Annotated in this window: 16 protein-coding genes; 13 read left to right on the top strand and 3 right to left on the bottom strand. The window is 72.1% G+C overall.

Annotated elements, in window-relative coordinates:
* The 8 genes from VED21_RS38120 to VED21_RS38085 form a co-directional block, all read left to right on the top strand.
* Window positions 1-447, top strand: a 447-nt coding sequence (locus VED21_RS38120; RefSeq protein ID WP_324891625.1) for a hypothetical protein, incomplete at its 5' end; no start/stop codon positions are given.
* Entirely contained in the window at window positions 444-1,577 is a 1,134-nt protein-coding gene (locus VED21_RS38115) for a glycosyltransferase family 4 protein (RefSeq protein ID WP_324891623.1), read from the top strand. The genes VED21_RS38120 and VED21_RS38115, both read left to right, overlap by 4 nt.
* The gene (locus VED21_RS38110; RefSeq protein ID WP_324891621.1) at window positions 1,574-2,782 is read left to right on the top strand and encodes a GNAT family N-acetyltransferase; all 1,209 of its coding nucleotides are present in this window, start codon (window positions 1,574-1,576) and stop codon (window positions 2,780-2,782) included. Before VED21_RS38115 ends, VED21_RS38110 begins: the two co-directional genes overlap by 4 nt.
* 19 nt (window positions 2,783-2,801) lie before the next feature.
* Window positions 2,802-3,938: a hypothetical protein gene (locus VED21_RS38105; RefSeq protein WP_324891619.1), complete on the top strand. Its 1,137-nt coding sequence runs from the start codon at window positions 2,802-2,804 to the stop codon at window positions 3,936-3,938.
* Between the two features lie 10 nt (window positions 3,939-3,948).
* Window positions 3,949-5,469 carry a hypothetical protein gene (locus VED21_RS38100; protein WP_324891617.1) on the top strand — a complete coding sequence of 507 codons (1,521 nt, stop codon included), beginning with the start codon at window positions 3,949-3,951 and terminating at the stop codon, window positions 5,467-5,469.
* Entirely contained in the window at window positions 5,454-6,692 is a 1,239-nt protein-coding gene (locus tag VED21_RS38095) for a GNAT family N-acetyltransferase (protein ID WP_324891615.1), read from the top strand. Before VED21_RS38100 ends, VED21_RS38095 begins: the two co-directional genes overlap by 16 nt.
* Window positions 6,693-6,726: 34 nt before the next feature.
* A complete protein-coding gene (locus VED21_RS38090; protein ID WP_324891613.1) occupies window positions 6,727-7,935 on the top strand; it encodes a GNAT family N-acetyltransferase in 1,209 nt (402 codons plus the stop codon).
* A 13-nt stretch (window positions 7,936-7,948) separates the two neighbouring features.
* A complete protein-coding gene (locus VED21_RS38085; RefSeq protein ID WP_324891611.1) occupies window positions 7,949-9,280 on the top strand; it encodes a lipopolysaccharide biosynthesis protein in 1,332 nt (443 codons plus the stop codon).
* 98 nt (window positions 9,281-9,378) lie between these two features.
* On the opposite strand, the gene VED21_RS38080 is transcribed toward VED21_RS38085, so the two are convergent.
* The gene (locus tag VED21_RS38080; protein ID WP_324891609.1) at window positions 9,379-10,176 is read right to left on the bottom strand and encodes a WecB/TagA/CpsF family glycosyltransferase; all 798 of its coding nucleotides are present in this window, start codon (window positions 10,174-10,176) and stop codon (window positions 9,379-9,381) included.
* A 347-nt stretch (window positions 10,177-10,523) separates the two neighbouring features.
* On the opposite strand from VED21_RS38080, the gene VED21_RS38075 reads away from it, so the two are divergent.
* A complete protein-coding gene (locus VED21_RS38075) occupies window positions 10,524-11,393 on the top strand; it encodes a class I SAM-dependent methyltransferase (protein ID WP_324891607.1) in 870 nt (289 codons plus the stop codon).
* Between the two features lie 32 nt (window positions 11,394-11,425).
* On the top strand, window positions 11,426-12,487 hold the full coding sequence (locus VED21_RS38070; protein ID WP_324891605.1) for a hypothetical protein: 1,062 nt from the start codon (window positions 11,426-11,428) through the stop codon (window positions 12,485-12,487).
* Here VED21_RS38070 and VED21_RS38065 read toward each other — a convergent pair.
* Both VED21_RS38065 and VED21_RS38060 read right to left on the bottom strand, forming a co-directional pair.
* Window positions 12,477-13,019, bottom strand: coding sequence for a response regulator transcription factor (locus VED21_RS38065; protein ID WP_324891603.1), 543 nt, complete (start codon window positions 13,017-13,019; stop codon window positions 12,477-12,479). The two genes, VED21_RS38070 and VED21_RS38065, sit on opposite strands and share 11 nt — an antisense overlap.
* A 741-nt stretch (window positions 13,020-13,760) precedes the next feature.
* Window positions 13,761-14,321 (bottom strand): DUF1003 domain-containing protein, encoded by a 561-nt coding sequence (locus VED21_RS38060; protein WP_324891601.1) that lies wholly within the window; start codon window positions 14,319-14,321, stop codon window positions 13,761-13,763.
* Window positions 14,322-14,489: 168 nt separating this feature from the next.
* Between VED21_RS38060 and VED21_RS38055 the strand changes: the two genes are divergently transcribed.
* From VED21_RS38055 to VED21_RS38045, 3 genes are all read left to right on the top strand, one after another.
* Window positions 14,490-15,140, top strand: a complete 651-nt coding sequence (locus VED21_RS38055; RefSeq protein WP_324891599.1) for an HAD family hydrolase — start codon at window positions 14,490-14,492, stop codon at window positions 15,138-15,140.
* 245 nt (window positions 15,141-15,385) lie between these two features.
* Window positions 15,386-16,360, top strand: a complete 975-nt coding sequence (locus VED21_RS38050; protein WP_324891597.1) for a hydroxymethylglutaryl-CoA lyase — start codon at window positions 15,386-15,388, stop codon at window positions 16,358-16,360.
* An 18-nt stretch (window positions 16,361-16,378) separates the two neighbouring features.
* A partial coding sequence (locus tag VED21_RS38045; RefSeq protein WP_324891595.1) for a CoA transferase occupies window positions 16,379-16,841 on the top strand: 463 nt, incomplete at its 3' end.

Below are 16,841 nucleotides of genomic sequence, written 5' to 3'. Positions count from 1 at the left end.
CTGCTGGGCGCCGGCTACCGCTCCTTCTGGACGGAGACGGGGGCGGCGGCGGTCTATGAATCCCTCAGCTACCGCAGCGGCCTGATGGGCAACGGCCACAACGGCTACCTCGACGTCTGGCTGGAGCTGGGCTTCGTCGGGCTGGGCATGTTCGTCGTGGTCGTCGCCATCGCGCTGCAACGGGCCATCGCCGTTCTGGTCACCTCCGGCCGGCCGGAGCACGCCTGGTACGCCCTCATCGTGGTCTTCCTGCTGGTCTACAGCGTGGCCGAGCGGGTGCTGCTCCAGCACGGCGACATCGCCTGGCTGATCTTCTCGGTGAATTTTCTTTACCTCGGCCGCTGGGCCGCCCAGCGCAAGGCGGCCCTGCGCAGGGCCGCCCGGGCGTGGCCCGCCCAGCGACCGCCCTTCGGAATGCCCCCCTACAGGATGGAGGCCCCGCGATGACCGGACGCCGCGTGATCTGCGTCGCCTCGTTCATGAACCACGCCGGCGCGCAGGAGGCGCTGGTCCGCCTCGCCCGCCTGCTGCGCGCCCGCGGGTGGGAGGCGGAGGTGTGGTTCCTGTACGAGGAATCGGCGGCCTACCATGACGAGCCGAACGTCCGCGTGCTGCTGCCGGTGACGCACCCCGGCAAGCTCGGCTACCTGCGCATCGCCGCATCCCTGGTGCGGGAGTTGCGGCGCGCCCGGCCGGACGCGGTGGTCAGCTTCCTGCCGCTCGCCAACATCATGGCGCAGGCCGCCGCCTGCGCGCTGCGCGTGCCGGTGCGCGTCGCCTCGCAGCGCATCCACTACCACGCCTATTCGCGCGGCATGCGGCTGCTCGACCGCGCCGCCGGCACGCTGGGCGTCTACACCAGCATCGTCTGCGTCTCGCGCTTCGTGCTGGGCACCTTCGCCGGCCATCCCGAGCCCTACCGCCGCCGCCTGGACGTGGTGCACAACGGCATCCAGTGGCAGCCGTCGGCGCTCTCGAAGGCGCAGGCCCGCGCCCGCTTCGGCCTGCCGCCCGACCGGCCGCTGGTGCTGGCGGTGGGGCGGATGAAGACGCAGAAGAACTACCCGTTCCTGCTGCGCGTCATGGCGCGGCTGCCCGGCGCCCGGCTGCTCATCGCCGGCGACGGCCCGCTGCGCGCCGCGCTGGAGGTGCAGGCGGCGGACCTGGGCATCACCGACGCCGTCACCTTCCTCGGCAACGTGCAGCGCCGCGACGTGCCCGACCTGCTGCGCGCCGTCGACGTGTTCGCCCAGCCCTCCCTGTTCGAGGGGCAGAGCAATTCGCTCCTGGAGGCGATGCACGAGGGGCTGGCCATCATCGCCAGCGACATCCCGGCGCAGGCCGAGACCCTGCGCGGGCCGGAGGGCGAGGCCGCCGGGGTCCTGATCCCGCTGGACGACGAGCAGGCCTGGGCCACGGCGCTGCGCGCCCTGCTGACCGACGGCGCCCGGCGCGCCCAGCTCGGCCGCCTCGCGCAGGAGCGGGTGGAGGCCTTCACGCCGGAGCGGATGGCCGACGGCTTCGAGCGCGCGCTGCGCCCGGCCGGCGGCACGCCCACCGGCTGGGTGCGCGCATGAACGGCGCGGCCCTGGCCCCCCTCCCCCACCCGGCGGCGGAGTCCGCCGCGCCGGAAGGCCTGCGCATCCGCATCCTCGACGCCGCTCCCGAGACCTTCGACCTCTGGCGGCGGTTCGAGGCGGAGGCCTGCGGTCTGCCCTTCCAGTGCGCGTCCTGGTCCGCGGCCATCCTGGAGACGCTGGGCCGCGACGCCCCGGTCCGCCCCGCCATCGCCTTGGTGACGGATGGTGCTGGCGCGCCGCTGATGCTGGTCCCGCTCCTGGTGCGGCGGGCGCACGGGCTGCGCGTGCTGGAGTTCATCGACTTCGGGCTCGCCGACTACAACGCCCCGCTGATCCGCGCCGATTTCGCCCGGCATCTGGCGGACGGCGGCTTCCCGCCGCTGTGGCGGCGCATCGTCGACAGCATCGTCGAGGCCGCCGGCCCGGTGGACGCCGTCACCGTCGACAAGATCCCGGCGGCCGTCGGCCCGGTGCCGAACCCCTTCATGCAACTCGCCCCCCGGCACGACGGCGACAGCTTCCAGGTGGTGAGGGACGGCAGCTTCGCCGACTATCTGAAGACCCGCTCGCCCAGCCTCGTGTCCAATTCGAAGGTCAAGCGGCGCCGGCTGGAGCGGCTCGGCCACGTGGAGCTGCGCGTCGCCCGCACGGCGGCGGAGATCGAGCGCACCGTCGCCACCGTCATCGAGCAGAAGTCCCGCCGCTACGAAGCGACCGGCCGCGCCGACCTGATGCGGCAGGAGGCGCGGCGCCGCTTCTACGAGACCATCGCCCGGCGGGAGGCGGACGGCGGCCTCGTCCACCTGTCGGCCCTCTGCCTCGACGGCGGCATCGTCGCGGCACACCTGGGGCTGGCGTTCCGCGGCTGCTTCTATTGGGTGGTGCCGACCTTCGACGACCGCCTCGCCCGCTGCTCGCCGGGGCGGCTGCTGATGCTGGACCTGATGGAATGGGCGTTCGCCGCCGGCTTCGACACGTTCGACTTCACCTGCGGCAACGACCCCTACAAGCACGACTGGGCCAACCGCATCAGCCCGCTCCACACGCTGCGCGAAGGCCTGACGCCGGCCGGGCGCCTCACCCTGGTGGGCCTCGGCCTCGCCGGTCAGGCCAAGGCGGCGCTGCGCACGCACTGCCCGCCGGTCTTCGCCGCCCTCCGATCCCTGAAACACAGGACGCCCCTGAAACACAGGATGCCCTGAAACACAGGACACAGAGCCGATGACGGCCATTCCCCTGCACAAGCCTGTCTTCGACGACGCCCGCGACGGCGTGCGCCGCCGGATCCTGGACTACGCCCGCGCGCGCTGCATCGGCCTGGGCCAGCCGCCGGCGCGCGCCATGGCGCGCGGCCGCTTCGCCGACCATCCGGGCGCCGACCGGCCGACGCTGATGGGCACGGTGGATTTCGCCTACGCCTTCCACGTAACCGGCCTGCTGGACGAGCTGAGCAATCCCGACGACCGCCGCCGCTGGATCGAGCTGGTGCTGTCCTTCCAGGGCGAGGACGGCTGGTTCCGCGCCAAGGACCGGCAGACGCACGGCGTGGAGCACGCCACCGCCTACGCGCTGGGCGCCGTGCAGATCCTGGCCGGCAGCCGCATCCGCGCCGGCGAGCTGGCGGTGGCGCCGCTGACGGATCTTCGCGGCCAGCTGGCGCCGCAGCCCTCCGCCCGGCAGGCGCCGTTCGCCGTGGGGCTGCTCGACCGCATCCATTTCTGGCGCGGCTCGCACCGCGTCGGCGGCATCGCCGCCATCGTCGGCGCGGTGCGCGACCTGCGGCTGGACTCCGCCCGCCTGCTCGGCCTCGACGACCCGGACGCGTGGCTGCGCGGCTGGGCCGGGAACGTGCTGGCCCGCGTCAGCCCCGCCGACGGGATGTGGCACGAGGCGCCCGCCGCGCTGCAAATGGCGTTCGACGCCGCCTACCGCCTGCGCCACGACCCCGGCCACGCCCGCATCGGCGGGGCCGCGCACCTCTACTGGATCATCAGCCGCCTGGGCATCCCCTACCCGCACCCGCAGCCGCTGATCGACGCGGTGGCGCCGCGCGTCGGGCCGGGGGGCCTGTGCGAGCGGCACCCCTACTGCCTGGACTTCGACGCCGCCTTCCTGCTGGCCCGCGCCGCCGACCATCTGGACGCCGCCGACCCTGCGGCGGAGCGTGCCCGCCGGACGCTGGAGCGCAGCCGCCGCGCCGTCCTGGCGTGGCTGGAGGAGCGTGCGCCGGAGCGCTGGCCGGCCGGCTCCCACTTCCTGCCCGGCGCGCTGGCCGCCGTGGCGGAGGCCGACCGCGCGCTGCCCCCCGCCGACGCGCGCGGCTGGACCGACGCCTTCGAAACCGTCTGGTGGCTGTGAGCGAGGACCGATGGACGCCTCCACGCTGCGCCCCGCCCTGCCACGCCCCAACGCCCGCCTGCTGCGCGGCGGCCCGTCATCCTGGGCGCTGCTCGCAGCACTCGGCGCGCTGCTGACCGCCGTCATGGCGGCGATGGAGGCGGACACCCCGGCGGTCAGCCCGGATTCCCGCGAATACCTCGGCTTCTCGCCGCTGCGGCCGTGGGGCTATCCGGCGTTGCTGAAGCTGGCCGGGCTGTTCGGCGACCCGGTGGCGCTGGTGCCGCAGGTGCAGATCGCGCTGGCCGGGGCCGCCGCCGTCTTCCTGGCCGGCACCGTCGCCACCCTCACCCGTTCCCTCCTCGCCGGGGCGGCGGCGCTGGTGCTGCTGCTCGCCAACCCGGTGGTGTTCGCCTACCACCACGCCATACTGACTGAATCCCTGGCGACCTCGCTGCTGACGGTGGCCTTGGCGCTGCTGCTGCGCCTGCTGCACCGGCCGTCGCGCGCGTGGTTCTACGCCCTGTGCGCCGTCGGCGCGCTGGGCTGGGCGCTGCGCCCGGCCGGGGCGGTGTTCCTGCCCTTCCTGCTGCTGGTGGCGCTGTTCGCGTGGCGGTGGCTGGGCCTGTCGCTGCGGCCGCTGCTGGTGGCGCTCGCCCTCATGGCGGCGGCCGGCCAGGGCGGCGCCATCCTCGCCAACGCCCTGGTGCACGGCGAGGCGCGCGCCAGCAGCAACCTGGGCACCGGCCTGTTCGGCAAGGCGCTGCTGCTCGCCCCCGGCGTCGAGGACCGCTTCGCCGGCAGCCCGCTGGAAGCGGACCTGCGCCGCGTCGCCGCCGTGGCCCGCCCGGCGGTGGAGGCGGTGGAGCGCATCGGCGACCCGCGCCTGCGCCTGATCCTGCGCCACGACTACGTGAACTTCCTGCGCTTCGGCGTGCTGTTCCCGGAGTGGGCGGAGCGCGCCGGCCGCGCCGACACCGTCGAGCGCAACGCCAAGGCCGGCGCCCTGGCGATGGAGATCCTGCGCCACGACCCGGCCGGCTTCCTGCGCCTCGCGGCGTGGGAGTTCGCCTCTCTCCTCGTCCTGCCGCCCATCGCCACCGCCGCCGAGCAGCGCGCCTGGGCTGGCGAGCTGGAACGCCTCGCCCCCTGGCCCTACGACGGGGCCGCCGGCATCAACCACGAGGACGGCGAGCGCCGGCTGGAATTCCACGTGCCGGCCGGCAGCGGGGACACGGCCCGCGCCCGCCCGGCGCCGCTGGTCCACGCCTTCCGCGCCGTCCACGCCACCTTCTACGCCGCCGGCCTCGGCGCGCTGGCGTGGGTTCTGGTCCGGCCCGGCCGCAGCGGCCCCGTGGCGCGCGCCATGGCCGGCGCGGCGCTGCTGTACTTCGGCACGCTGGCCATGACCGCGCTCGGCGACGTCGGCGGCGTCCGCTACACGGTGCCGGTCTGGCCCTGCGCCGCCCTGGTGCTGGCGCTGCTGGCGCACGCCACGCTCGTTCCGCTTTCCCGCTTCACAGGAGGAGGAGGCCCATGGCGCAACCGATAACGGTGACGGTCGCCTGCACCGCCGACGATCTCGCCGCGCACGCCGACGCGCTGGAGGATCTGGCCCGCGACCTGGAGGTGCAGAACCCCTCCTACGAGCCGTGGCTGGCCATCCCGCTGGCGCGCCTGTGCGCCAGCCGCCAGCGCTTCGTCTTCCTGCTCATGCATGAAGGCGATCAGCCCGGGCACCGCCTCCTCGCCTTCTTCCCGTTCGAGCGCGGGATCTTCCACCGGGTGGCCCCGCTGCCGTCGCTGCGCCTGTGGAAGGACCCCTTCAACTACGCCGGCCACCGGTGCGACCCGCTGGTGCGCACGGGTGCGGCGGACCGCTGCGTCGCCCGGCTGTTCGACTGGCTGCGGAGCGACCCGGCCAGCCCCGGCCTGATCGACCTGCGCCGCCTGACCGGCGGCACCGGCATCACCCGCGCCGTCGAACGTCACCTGGGCACCGACGGCACCCCGCACCCCACGCTCTACCACGTCCACACGTCGGAGGAGAGCCACCTCTACCGCCGCCAATCGGACGCCGACGCCTACCTGAACACGGTGTTCTCCACGTCCGAGCGGCAGACCCTGCGCCGCAAGGCGCGCCGGCTACAGGACCTGGGTCCCGTCGAAATCCGCGACGTGGACGAAGTTGAGGACGTCGGCGCCGTCATCGACGGCTTCCTCGACCTGGAGGCGCGGGGCTGGAAGGGCCAGGAAGGCGTCGCGGTCGAGAAGCACCCCGGCCACCGCCCGGCGGTCAAATCCATCCTGGAGGAGGCGCACCGGCGCGGCCGGCTGTCGCTGCTGACCATGCGCGTGGACGGGCATTTGGTGGCGGCGCGCTGCGTCTTCCTGGCCGCCCCCGGCAGCTTCCTCTTCAAGCTGACCTACGACGAGGACGAACGCTACGCCCGGCGCTCCCCCGGCCTGCTGTTGGAGATCGAGGGGATCCGCCGCCTGCACCGCGACGACACGCCGTCGGGCGCCGGCATCGCCTGGATGGACACCTGGGGATCGGCGCGCTCCAAGCTGTTCAACCACACCCGGTCGGATGGCTTCCTCATCCACCGGTACGCCGTCGCCGACCGCCGCGCCGCCGTCGTCTGGCTGCTGCCGCTGTTCCCGGCGGCGCGCACCGTGGCCCGCGGGCTGGAGGCGCGCTGGCGCACGGCGCGCGAGCGGACGGCCGCCTGGCTCGCCGCCGCCCGCCGCGCCACCACCGCGCCCGCCAAATAAGCCCTCCAAGTATGCCTGCCAAGTGAGCCCGCCCATGCCCGACGACCTCACGCTGCGTCAGCGCCCGCCCCCGCCCTCCACCGGACACCCGGTCTCCGTCACCCTCGTGCGCGACGCCGACGGGCTGGCCGGGCACGCGGCGGCGCTGGACGATCTGGCCGGCAACGCCGAAGCGCCCAACCCCTATTACGAGCCGTGGTTCGCGCTGCCGCTGCTCCGCGCCTTCGGCGCCGCGCAGGATCTGCTGTTCCTGCTGCTGTCCACCACTGGCCCCGATGGACAGCCCCGCCAGATCGGCTTCTTCCCGTTCGAGCGGACGCGGCTGCACCGCTTCGCCCCGCTGCCGTGCCTGCGGCTGTGGCGCGACCCGTACCTCTACGTGCCGCGCTGCGATCCGCTGGTGCGGGCCGGCGCGGAGGATGCCTGCGCCGCCGCCCTGCTGGACTGGGTGGAGCACGCGCCGGACAGCCCCGGCCTGCTCGACCTGCCGCGCCTGACCGCCGACACCCCCTTCACCCACGCGCTGGAACGCCGCCTCGCCGCCGCGCGGACGCTGCGCCACGCGCGCCTGACGCAGGAATCCCACCTCTACCGCCGTCAGTCCGACGCCGACACCTACCTCAAGACCGCGTTATCCGGCGAGCGGCGGCAGACCCTGCGGCGCAAGCGGCGCCACCTCGACAAGCTCGGCCCCGTCACCTTCACCGACGTTGAAGATGGCGATGGTGACGGCAACGTGGACGCCGCCATCGACGGCCTCATCGACCTGGAGGCGAGCGGCTGGAAGGGCGCGGAGGGCACCGCCATCGCCACGCTCGGCCACCGCGCGGTGATCCGCGACGTGCTGCGCGCGGCGCACGCGCGCGGCCGGCTCTCCCTCCTCGCCCTGCGGGTGGACGGGCGGCTGGTCGCCGCGCGCAGCGCCTTCCTCGCCCCGCCCGGCAGCTTCGTCTTCAAGATCGGCCATGACGAGCGCGAGCCCTACGCCCGCTCCTCCCCCGGCTTCCTCCTGGAGGAGGAGGCGATCCGCCGCCTGCACGCCACGGACGGCCTCGCGTGGCAGGACACCTGCTCGGCGCCGTCCTCCACCCTGTTCCGCGCCATGCGTTCCGACCCGTTGCCCCTGGCCCGCCACCTGCTGGCGGCGCGCGGCAGCCCGGCGGCGGCACTGCTGGCCCTGCTGCCGGCCCTGCTGCCGCACGCGCGCCGCATCCGCCGCGCGCTGCGCCGCGCCCGGCCGTAGGATGGGAGCGCCCATGGCCATCGCCCTCAGCCGGCTGCGCAGCATGACGTTCGTGCGCAACGTCGCGGTGCTCGTCTCGGGCACGGCGGCGGCGCAGGTCTTCACCGTGCTGGCCTACCCCGTCCTGCTGCGCCTCTTCCCGCCCGAGGCGTTCGGCGCGCTGGCGGTGTTCGGCGTGGTGACGATGCTGTCGGGCATGGTCGGCGGTTGGCACTACGAAGGTGCGGCCATCCTGGTGAAGACGGAGGAGGAGGCGGCCAACCTGCTGGCGCTGGCCCTGGCCCTGGTGCTCGGCACCACGGCGGCGGCGACCGCGGCCGTCGCCACCTTCGGCGGGGCGGTGCTGCACCTGTTCGGCGCCGGGCATCCGGACGAGTTGCTGGTGTGGCTGCCACCGGCCGTGCTCATCTTCGGGCTTTATTCCACGCAACTGTGCTGGGCGACACGGCACAAGCAATTCACCCTGATCTCGGCCGGCATGGTCTGCCGTTCGGCCGGCGTGGCGGGCGTGCAGGTCGCCGCCGGGTTCGCCGGGCTGGGCATCGCCGGGCTGCTGGGCGGCGTGCTGCTGGGGCAGGCGGTGGCCCTGGCGCTGCTGGCGGGCTACACGCTGCGCGACCACCGGGGCCTGTTCCGGGAGGCGGTGAGCCTGCGCCGGATGGCGCGGCTGGCCCGCGCGCACCGGCGCTTCCCGCTCTACAGCCTGCCGGCCGGGCTGCTCAGCTCCAGCATCGTCACCATCCCCTCGCTGTTCCTGGCGACGTGGTTCGGGCCGGCGGTGGCCGGCGCCTACTGGTTCGCCTACCGCCTGCTGGAGATGCCGCTGACGCTGCTGGGCGGCACCACCAACCGCGTCTTCCACCGCCATCTGGTCGAGGTGCACCACGAGGGCAAGCCGATCCTCGGCCTGTTCCTGCGGGCCACCGGCTGGATGGCGCTGCTGGCCGCCGGGCCGGCGCTGGTTCTGGTCGCCGTGGCGCCGCCGCTGTTCGAGATCGCCTTCGGCGCCGCGTGGCGGCCGGCCGGCACCTACGCCCAGTGGATCGCCGTGTGGTGGTTCGCCCGCTTCGCCTCGTTCCCCAGTCTGGCGGTGATCCCGATCCTGCACCTGCAAAGGCTGCTGCTGATCGGCGAGAGCGTCGTGATGGTGCCCCGGCTGCTGGCCATCCCGCTCGCCGCCCGCCTCGCCGCCCCGGCGCAGGCGCCGGAAATCGCCGTCGCCGCCTTCGCGATGGTGGGCGCGGTGTTCTCCGCGCTGTGCGTGCTGGCGGTCTGGCTGATCCTGCGCGCCCGCGAAGGCGCCGGAAAGGCCACGCCGGCGGGCAGGATCGAATGGGGGGATTGACGGATGCCAGATTTTCGCTGCGCTCAACCCAACCTACGGAACGCTCCCGTAGGTTGGGTTGAGGCCAAAGCCGAAAACCCAACGTCGAACACCGAACGTCAGTGCCGCGTCTCGCCGTCGGCCGCGCGGCGGCGGGTGGCCAGAGCGTGGCGCGCGACGATGGCCGCCACGCTCCACGGCTCGACCAGATAACGGCGCCAGAAACGGCGCGGGTTGCTGGCGAAGCGGTACGCCCACTCCAGCCCCAGCGGGCCAAGGGCGCGCGGCGGCGTCGGCACGACGCCGGCGAAGTATTCCAGGCACGCGCCGCAGGTGGCGACGCAGTGCGCCGGCAGCCGGTCGATGTTGTCGCGGATCCACTGCTCCTGCCGGCCCATGCCCATGCCGACCAGCAGGATATGCGGCCGGAAGGCGTCGATGCGGGCCAGCACCGCGCGGTTCTCCGGCCCGTCCGGGCGCATGTCGAAATAGCCGTGATGGCCATCCACCACGATGCCCGGGCAGCGCTGCCGGATCCAGTCCAGCCCGCGGTCCTGCACCTCCTGGCCGGCGCCCAGGTAGAACAACCGCCAGCCCCTGGCCTCGACCATGTCCATCAGGTCGGGGAACCAGTCGATCCAGGCGGTGCGGTGGGCGAAGCGCAACTTGTGGCCCAGGGTGCGGGCCAGCAGGACCACCGACATGCCGTCGATCCGCACCATGGTGCGCGGGTCCGCCTGCAGGGCGCGGAACGCCGGCTTGCGGTCGCGCACGTAGAGGGCGTGCAGGTTCAGGCTCGACAGGATCAGCGTCCGCCGTTCCTCCACCGACTGCGCGATCACCGCCAGCAGCTCGTCCTGCGTGCAGGGGTGAACGTAACAGCCGGCGATGTCGACGGGATGCACTCGATCGACCATGATCGCCTCCCAAGCAACGGCCCAAGCAACGGCCACAAAGAATTGTCGATTTTTAAAGTGAAATCCGCGCCGCCGTTCAAAGGCTGGCGACACTCGGTGCAGACTTCAGCCTGCACGAACAATAAATCCCATAGCCAGCAAAAGAAACGGGAGCGCACCCATTTACGGATGGGGCAGCAGGCGACTACGCCGCGATGGGTACGGGGGTATGCGCGGCTAGGCATTTTTGATGCGTTGCCAGCTTCCCCGAAAGAGTGCGACCTTTGATGGTCCCGACCCGCCTATTCCTCGACCGCACTTTCCCGGCGCACGGCCCCCGGCCAGGCGCACGGCCCATGGGAGGCGAGATGAAGCAATTGGCGCTGAAGATCCGGAATTCGCTGCCCGCACCGCTGCGTTCGGAGCTGCAGATCCAGTTCGAAAGCCTGCGCCTCGGCCGGCTGCCGCGCGTGGCCTGCGACCCCGGCCGGCTGGGCCCGGCCGGGCCGGTCGGCCTGGGCGACCTGTTCACCGACCCGGCCATCACCGCGCGCTGGAACGGCCACGGCCGCCACGTCGACGCGCTGCCCGCCTTCCCCGTCCACGCCGGCAGCATGAGCGACATCGACCGCCGCGCGCTGTATTTCCTGGCGCACCGGCTGGCCCCGGCCGCGGTGCTGGAGGTCGGCACGCACCTCGGCGCCTCGACCCTGCTGATCGCGGCGGCGCTGGACGATCTGGCGGCGGCCGGGCGCCTGCCGGGCTTTTCGATCACCACCGTCGACATCCGCGACGTCAACGACCCCGTGACCCGCCCCTGGCGGACGTACGGCAGCGCCGCCTCCCCGCGCGAGCTGCTGGCCAGCATCGGCTGCGCCGACCGGGTGGAGTTCGTGACCTCACCGTCCCTCGACTACATGGCCCGCACCGACCGGCGCTTCGACCTGATCTTCCTCGACGGCAGCCACAGCGCGGCGGTCGTCTACCGCGAGGTGCCGATGGCGTTGCGGCTGCTGCGGCCGGGCGGCTACGTGCTGCTGCACGACGTCCACACGGATTTCGCGGATCTGCGCCGCCGGGGGTCGCTGTGCCCGGGGCCGGCGCTGGCGCTGCGGCGCCTGCAGGCGGAGGTGGGCGGCTTCGCCGTGCAGCCGCTGGGCGCCCTGCCCTGGTACTGCGCCGAGCACGACAGCCACACGACGACCCTGGCCCTGCTGACCCGATCCGCCCAGGCATGAACCGGAACGCAAACCGTCGCGGGAGGCCCTGAATGGGTCGGGACACACCGGTTGCGGCGCGCAAGCCCCTGCTGGTCACCATCGACACGGAGGGGGACGACCACTGGTCGGCGCCGCGGCGGATCACCTGCCGCAACGCCGCCTTCATTCCCCGCTTCCAGGAGCTGTGCGAACGCTACGGCTTCAAGCCGACCTACCTGACGACCTACGAGATGACCGGCAACGGCTTCTTCGTGGAATTCGCGGCCGACGCGCTGAAGCGTGGCGCGGCCGAGATCGGCATGCACCTGCACGCCTGGCATTCGCCGCCCGACCACCCCCTGACGGCGGACGGCGACAGCGCGCTCACCCCCTACCTCATCGAATACCCCGACGACGTGATGCGGGCGAAGATCCAGTACCTGACCGCGCGGCTGGAAGACACCTTCGGCACCAGGATGACCAGCCACCGGGCCGGCCGCTGGGCGCTCGACGCGCGCTACGCCCGGATGCTGGTGGAGCACGGCTACACGGTCGACTGTTCGGTGACGCCCTACGTCAACTGGTCGCGGGCGCGCGGCGCCACGCGCGGCGGGGTCGACTACCGGGCGTTCCCGACGCACCCCTACCGCATGGACCTGGACGACATCGGCCGCCCCGGCACCAGCAGCCTGCTGGAACTGCCCATGTCCATCCGGCCGCGGCGGTTCGATCCCGTGCGCGGCCCGCTGGGCTGGCTGTTCCGGGCACCAGGGGCGTACCGCACCGCCGGCCGGCTGGCCGGCATCGACTGGCTGCGGCCCAACGGCCGCAACGGCGCGGCGCTGATCCGGCTGGCCGCGCGGCTGTGGCGGTCGGACGCGCCGTATGCGCAGTTCGCGCTGCACTCCTCCGAACTCATGCCGGGCGGCAGCCCGACCTTCCGCACGGCCGAGGACATCGAGCGCCTGTACCGCGACCTGGAGGCGCTGTTCGAGGCCATGGCCCCCCGCTACGCCGGCTGCACGCTCCAGGACTTCGCGCGCGGCTACGCGCCGCCGCCGACGGTGTGCCCCGGCCGGACGATCTTATCCCACACGGCCTTCCCCCCGCTCGACCCGCCCGTCATCCGATGATCAGGCGCTCCTGCTCGAAGGCCAGGTAGGCGGCCTGCGTGCGGTTGGACGCGCCCAGCTTCCTCAGGACGTTGCGGACGTGCACCTTCACCGTGCTTTCGCACATGCCCAGCTCGTAGGCGATGATCTTGTTCGATTTCCCCTCGCGCAGGCATTTCAGCACGGCGTGCTGGCGCGGCGTCAGCTGGCCCACCGTCTCGGGATCGGCGTGCGCCGGGCCGAGCGCGGCCGCCGGCAGGTCGCCGCCCGCCGCCGGCCAGTGCGTCAGCTCCGCCAGCGGCGCGGTCGGGATGAAGGTTCCGCCCGCCGCGACCAGCCGGATGGCCTGCAGCGCCACGCTGAGCGGCGTGCGCGTGGTCACGTAGCCGTGCACGCCCAGCGCCAGGCTCTTAAGGATGGCGCCGGCTTCCTCGACCTCGGAAATGACCACGAGGTTGCGCCCGCCCGCGCTTTCCTTCAGCTCCCGGATCGCCGAAACGACACGGTCGTCGGCGAAGTCCCGCCCGCCGATGTTGAACACGACGACGCTCACCGGCGCTTCCGAGCGAAGCGTCGCACGCGCCCCATCGACAGAAGACGCCTCGATGACGGAGAATCCCGCGTCGCCGGACGACAACCCTAACGACAGACACTCACGAGTAAACACCTTATCGTCAAGCAGCAGGATCGTCTCGTCCGCCCTCCTCTTCTTGCCGTTCCGCCACCGAAGTTCATGCCCATCCCGTACCGTCTCGTAACCCTGCTCAGCTCCTCCCTTCCGATTCTCCCCTTCCGCGATTTTGATGGGATTGATTCCCTTGTCGCCATTCACGGCTCGCGCGCATTGCATCTATCGCCCTCTCATGGTGCGTTATTTTATTTCTGCACTTCATTCTTTTATTGCCGGCGATTCGCCGCTGACTCATCAAAGAAGACTATCAGACAATAATCAACCAACGCCTTTCGACTCCATTCTTCTTAACAGACCCTTTTCGTCAACCTGTGGCGATTCAGCAACTCAAATATCGGATGAGGGATTTATCTTACCACCACAGAGATATTCCATCGCTCCACATATGCCTCTTCTGGATAGCATCGCGCCGGCGACATTCGCTTTCCGGCCCGTCAAAGGGCTGCGGCCCCAGTGCGCGCGATGGTGGACGCCGCGCCGGGCGACCTCCGGCCCACGGCTGGGCGTTGGCCGAAGACCGCGCGGGTCCACCTGATCTTAAAGAGAATTTCTTACCGAGACTTCGCACCCATTACGCGAGTAACGGTCCCCCGGCGCGGCCGCTCAGGGCTTCTTCGTCTCGATCTCGTCCAGCACCGCCTCCGGGGCGACGTCCTGGGTGATCTCCTCCAGTTCACTGTCGACCTCCGTCCGCACGCCCAGGTGGTCGGCGATGGCCCCCACCAGGGCGGCCAGCTTGGTCACCTCGTGCTCGGCCAGCAGGCCGATCTGCAGGTCCAGGTCGGCGCGCTTGTCCGCCTGCGCCGCCATGCGGTTCTGGCTGATCAGCACGAAGGTGGACAGGAAGATGGCCTCCACCGACGCCATCATCGCCAGCACGACGAAGGACTCGTCCCACTGCGGGACGCCGGGGATCCAGCCCAGGTTGGCGACGATCCAGAAGCCGAAGAAGGCGAGGTGCAGGTAGACGAAGCGCATGCTGCCGGTGAAGCGGGTGATCGCCTCCGCCACCTTCTCCTGCGCGCTGGCTTCCGCCTCCTCGCGGCGGCGGCGTTCCTCCAGCGCCCGGATGTTGCGCTCCAGCACGGAACTGAGGCCCGGCGGTTCCGGCGACGGCGCGGTGGGGCCGGTGCGGCGCGCGCCCTTGAAGCGGTGTTCGGCCATGATCGTTCCTGAGCAGAGTACCTCCACCAGAGAACCCAGGCGCCCATCCGGGGTTCCCCCGCGCCGCCGGCCCTGCGCGCAAACCTTGCCCCGGCGCCCGGTCTGCGGGAAACATGGGGCGACGCCGCCAATGAACGCCGGCGGCGACGCCGCCAAGGGAGTCCCCGCATGCCGATGCCCGACGCCATCATCTTCGACTTCGACGGCGTGCTGGTGGATTCGGTCAACATCAAGACCGAGGCCTTCGCCGAGCTGTACCGCCCGCATGGCGAGGAGGTCGCCCGGCAGGTCGCCGCCTACCAGCGCGCGCACGGCGGCATGACCCGCCATGCCAAGATCCGGCATTTCGGAGCCACGCTGCTGGGCCGCGCGCCGACCGATGCGGAGGTCGACGCGCTGGCCGCCCGCATGGGGGCCCTGGTGGAGGAGAAGGTCACCGCCTGCCCGATGATCGCCGGCGCGCGCGACTTCCTGGACCGCCATCACGCCCGCGTCCGCCTGTTCGTCGCCTCCGCCACGCCGGAGGCGGAGCTGCGCCGCATCGTCGCGGGCCGCGGCCTCGCCCCCTACTTCCGGGGCGTGCATGGCTCGCCCACGCCGAAGGACCGCGTGGTGGCGCAGATCGTGCGCGCCGCCGCGCTGGACCCGGCGCGCACCGTCATGGTCGGCGACGCGGAGGAGGACCGCGCCGCTGCCGCGGCCAGCGGCGTGCCCTTCATCGGCGTGCTGGCGCCCGGCCAGCCCAGCCCCTTCCCGCCCGGCGTGCCGACCATTCCCGACCTGCGCACGCTGGAACCGGCAATCCTCGCGCTCGGGTGATCGGCGCTTGGGTGAGTGCGCCGGGGTGATCGGTGGGGCCGCCGCCCTGCGGCAAAATCGCACCCGTTCGCACGCACGCAGAAAAACGCCCATTCCGCGCCTGCATTCGTGGCGAAATCCTTAAATACCACTCAAAAGCCGAGAAATTGTGCGCGTTGACACGCCACGATCACCCTGCCACGATCGGATAATCCAAATCGGATCTAAGTAATACTCGGGTATGCAATCTTGCTGAGACATGCGCCATGACGTCCGCCGGCGTTGGGTACATCGACGTTGAGATCAGTGAAGTCGGTCCACGTGATGGTTTACAGAGTTTGAAGGGATTTGTGCCGACCGCCACGAAGACGGCGTGGATCACGGCGGAAGCCGCGGCCGGCGTGCGCGAGATCGAGGTGTGTTCGTTCGTCCCGGCCTCGGTGGTGCCGCAGTTCACCGACGCCGCCGCGGTGGTGGAACACGCGCTGTCCATCCCCGGCCTGACGGTGGCGGCCCTGGTCCCCAACCTGAAGGGGGCGCAGAACGCGGTGGCCGCCGGGGTGCACAAGATCACCTTCACCCTGTCCGCCAGCCGCAGCCACAGCCTCGCCAACGTGCGCCGCACGCCCGACGACCAGTTGGCGGAGTTCGCCCGCATCGTGGCGTTCTGCCGCACGCTGGATCCGGCGCGCCGCCCCTTCCTGTCGGCCGGCCTGTCCACCGTGTTCGGCTGCGTCTACGAAGGCGCCGTGGACGAGGGCGAGGTCTGCCGCCTCGCCGCCGCCCTGGCCGAGGCCGGCGCGGACGACGTCAGCCTCGCCGACACCACCGGGTCCGCCCACCCCGCGCAGGTCCGCCGCGTCGTGAACGCCGTGCGGGCGGAGGTCGGCGGCCGGCTGACCGCGCTGCATCTGCACGACACGCGCGGCCTCGGCCTCGCCAACGTGCTGGCCGGGCTGGACGCCGGCATCCGCTCCTTCGACGCGGCGCTGGGCGGCCTGGGCGGCTGTCCCTTCGCGCCCGGTGCCTTGGGCAACATCGTCACCGAGGACCTCGTCTACATGCTGGAGGCGATGGGCCTGCGCACCGGCGTCGACCTGGACCGCCTGCTGGAGGCCCGCCGCCTCGTCGAGGCCGTCCTGCCCGGCGAACGCTTCGTCGGCCACCTGCACCGCGCCGGCGTGCCGAAGGGGTTCCGCCCCGCCACGATCCCCATTTCCGCCGCCACCGGCGCCGCCTGACCGACCCGGAAATCCCCCATGCACGCCACCGCTTCCGACCCCGCCTCCCCCACCGAGAGCGCGGCCGCTCCGCTCGCCGGCATCCGGGTCCTCGAACTCGACCACATGGTGATGGGGCCGTCCTGCGGCCTCGTGCTGGCCGACCTGGGCGCTGACGTGGTCAAGGTCGAACCGCTCCCCAATGGCGACAAGACGCGCCGTCTCACCGGCTCCGGCGCCGGCTTCTTCGTCACCTACAACCGCAACAAGCGCTCCATCGCCGTCGATCTGACGAAGCCGGAGGGGACGGCCGTGGTGCGCCGCCTCGCCGCGCGCTCCGACGTGCTGATCGAGAACCTGCGCCCCGGCTCGGTGGAGCGCATGGGGCTGGGCTACGAGGATCTGGCTCCGCTCAACCCGCGCCTTGTCTACTGCTCCATGAAGGGGTTCCTGCCCGGACCGTACGAGAACCGCACGGCGCTGGACGAGGTGGTGCAGATGA

Origin of the sequence: Azospirillum sp., from assembly GCF_035627195.1 — a bacterium.
Lineage (GTDB): Bacteria > Pseudomonadota > Alphaproteobacteria > Azospirillales > Azospirillaceae > Azospirillum.
Note: the sequence above shows the minus strand (reverse complement) of the source record. Positions and strands in the feature narration are given on the sequence as shown.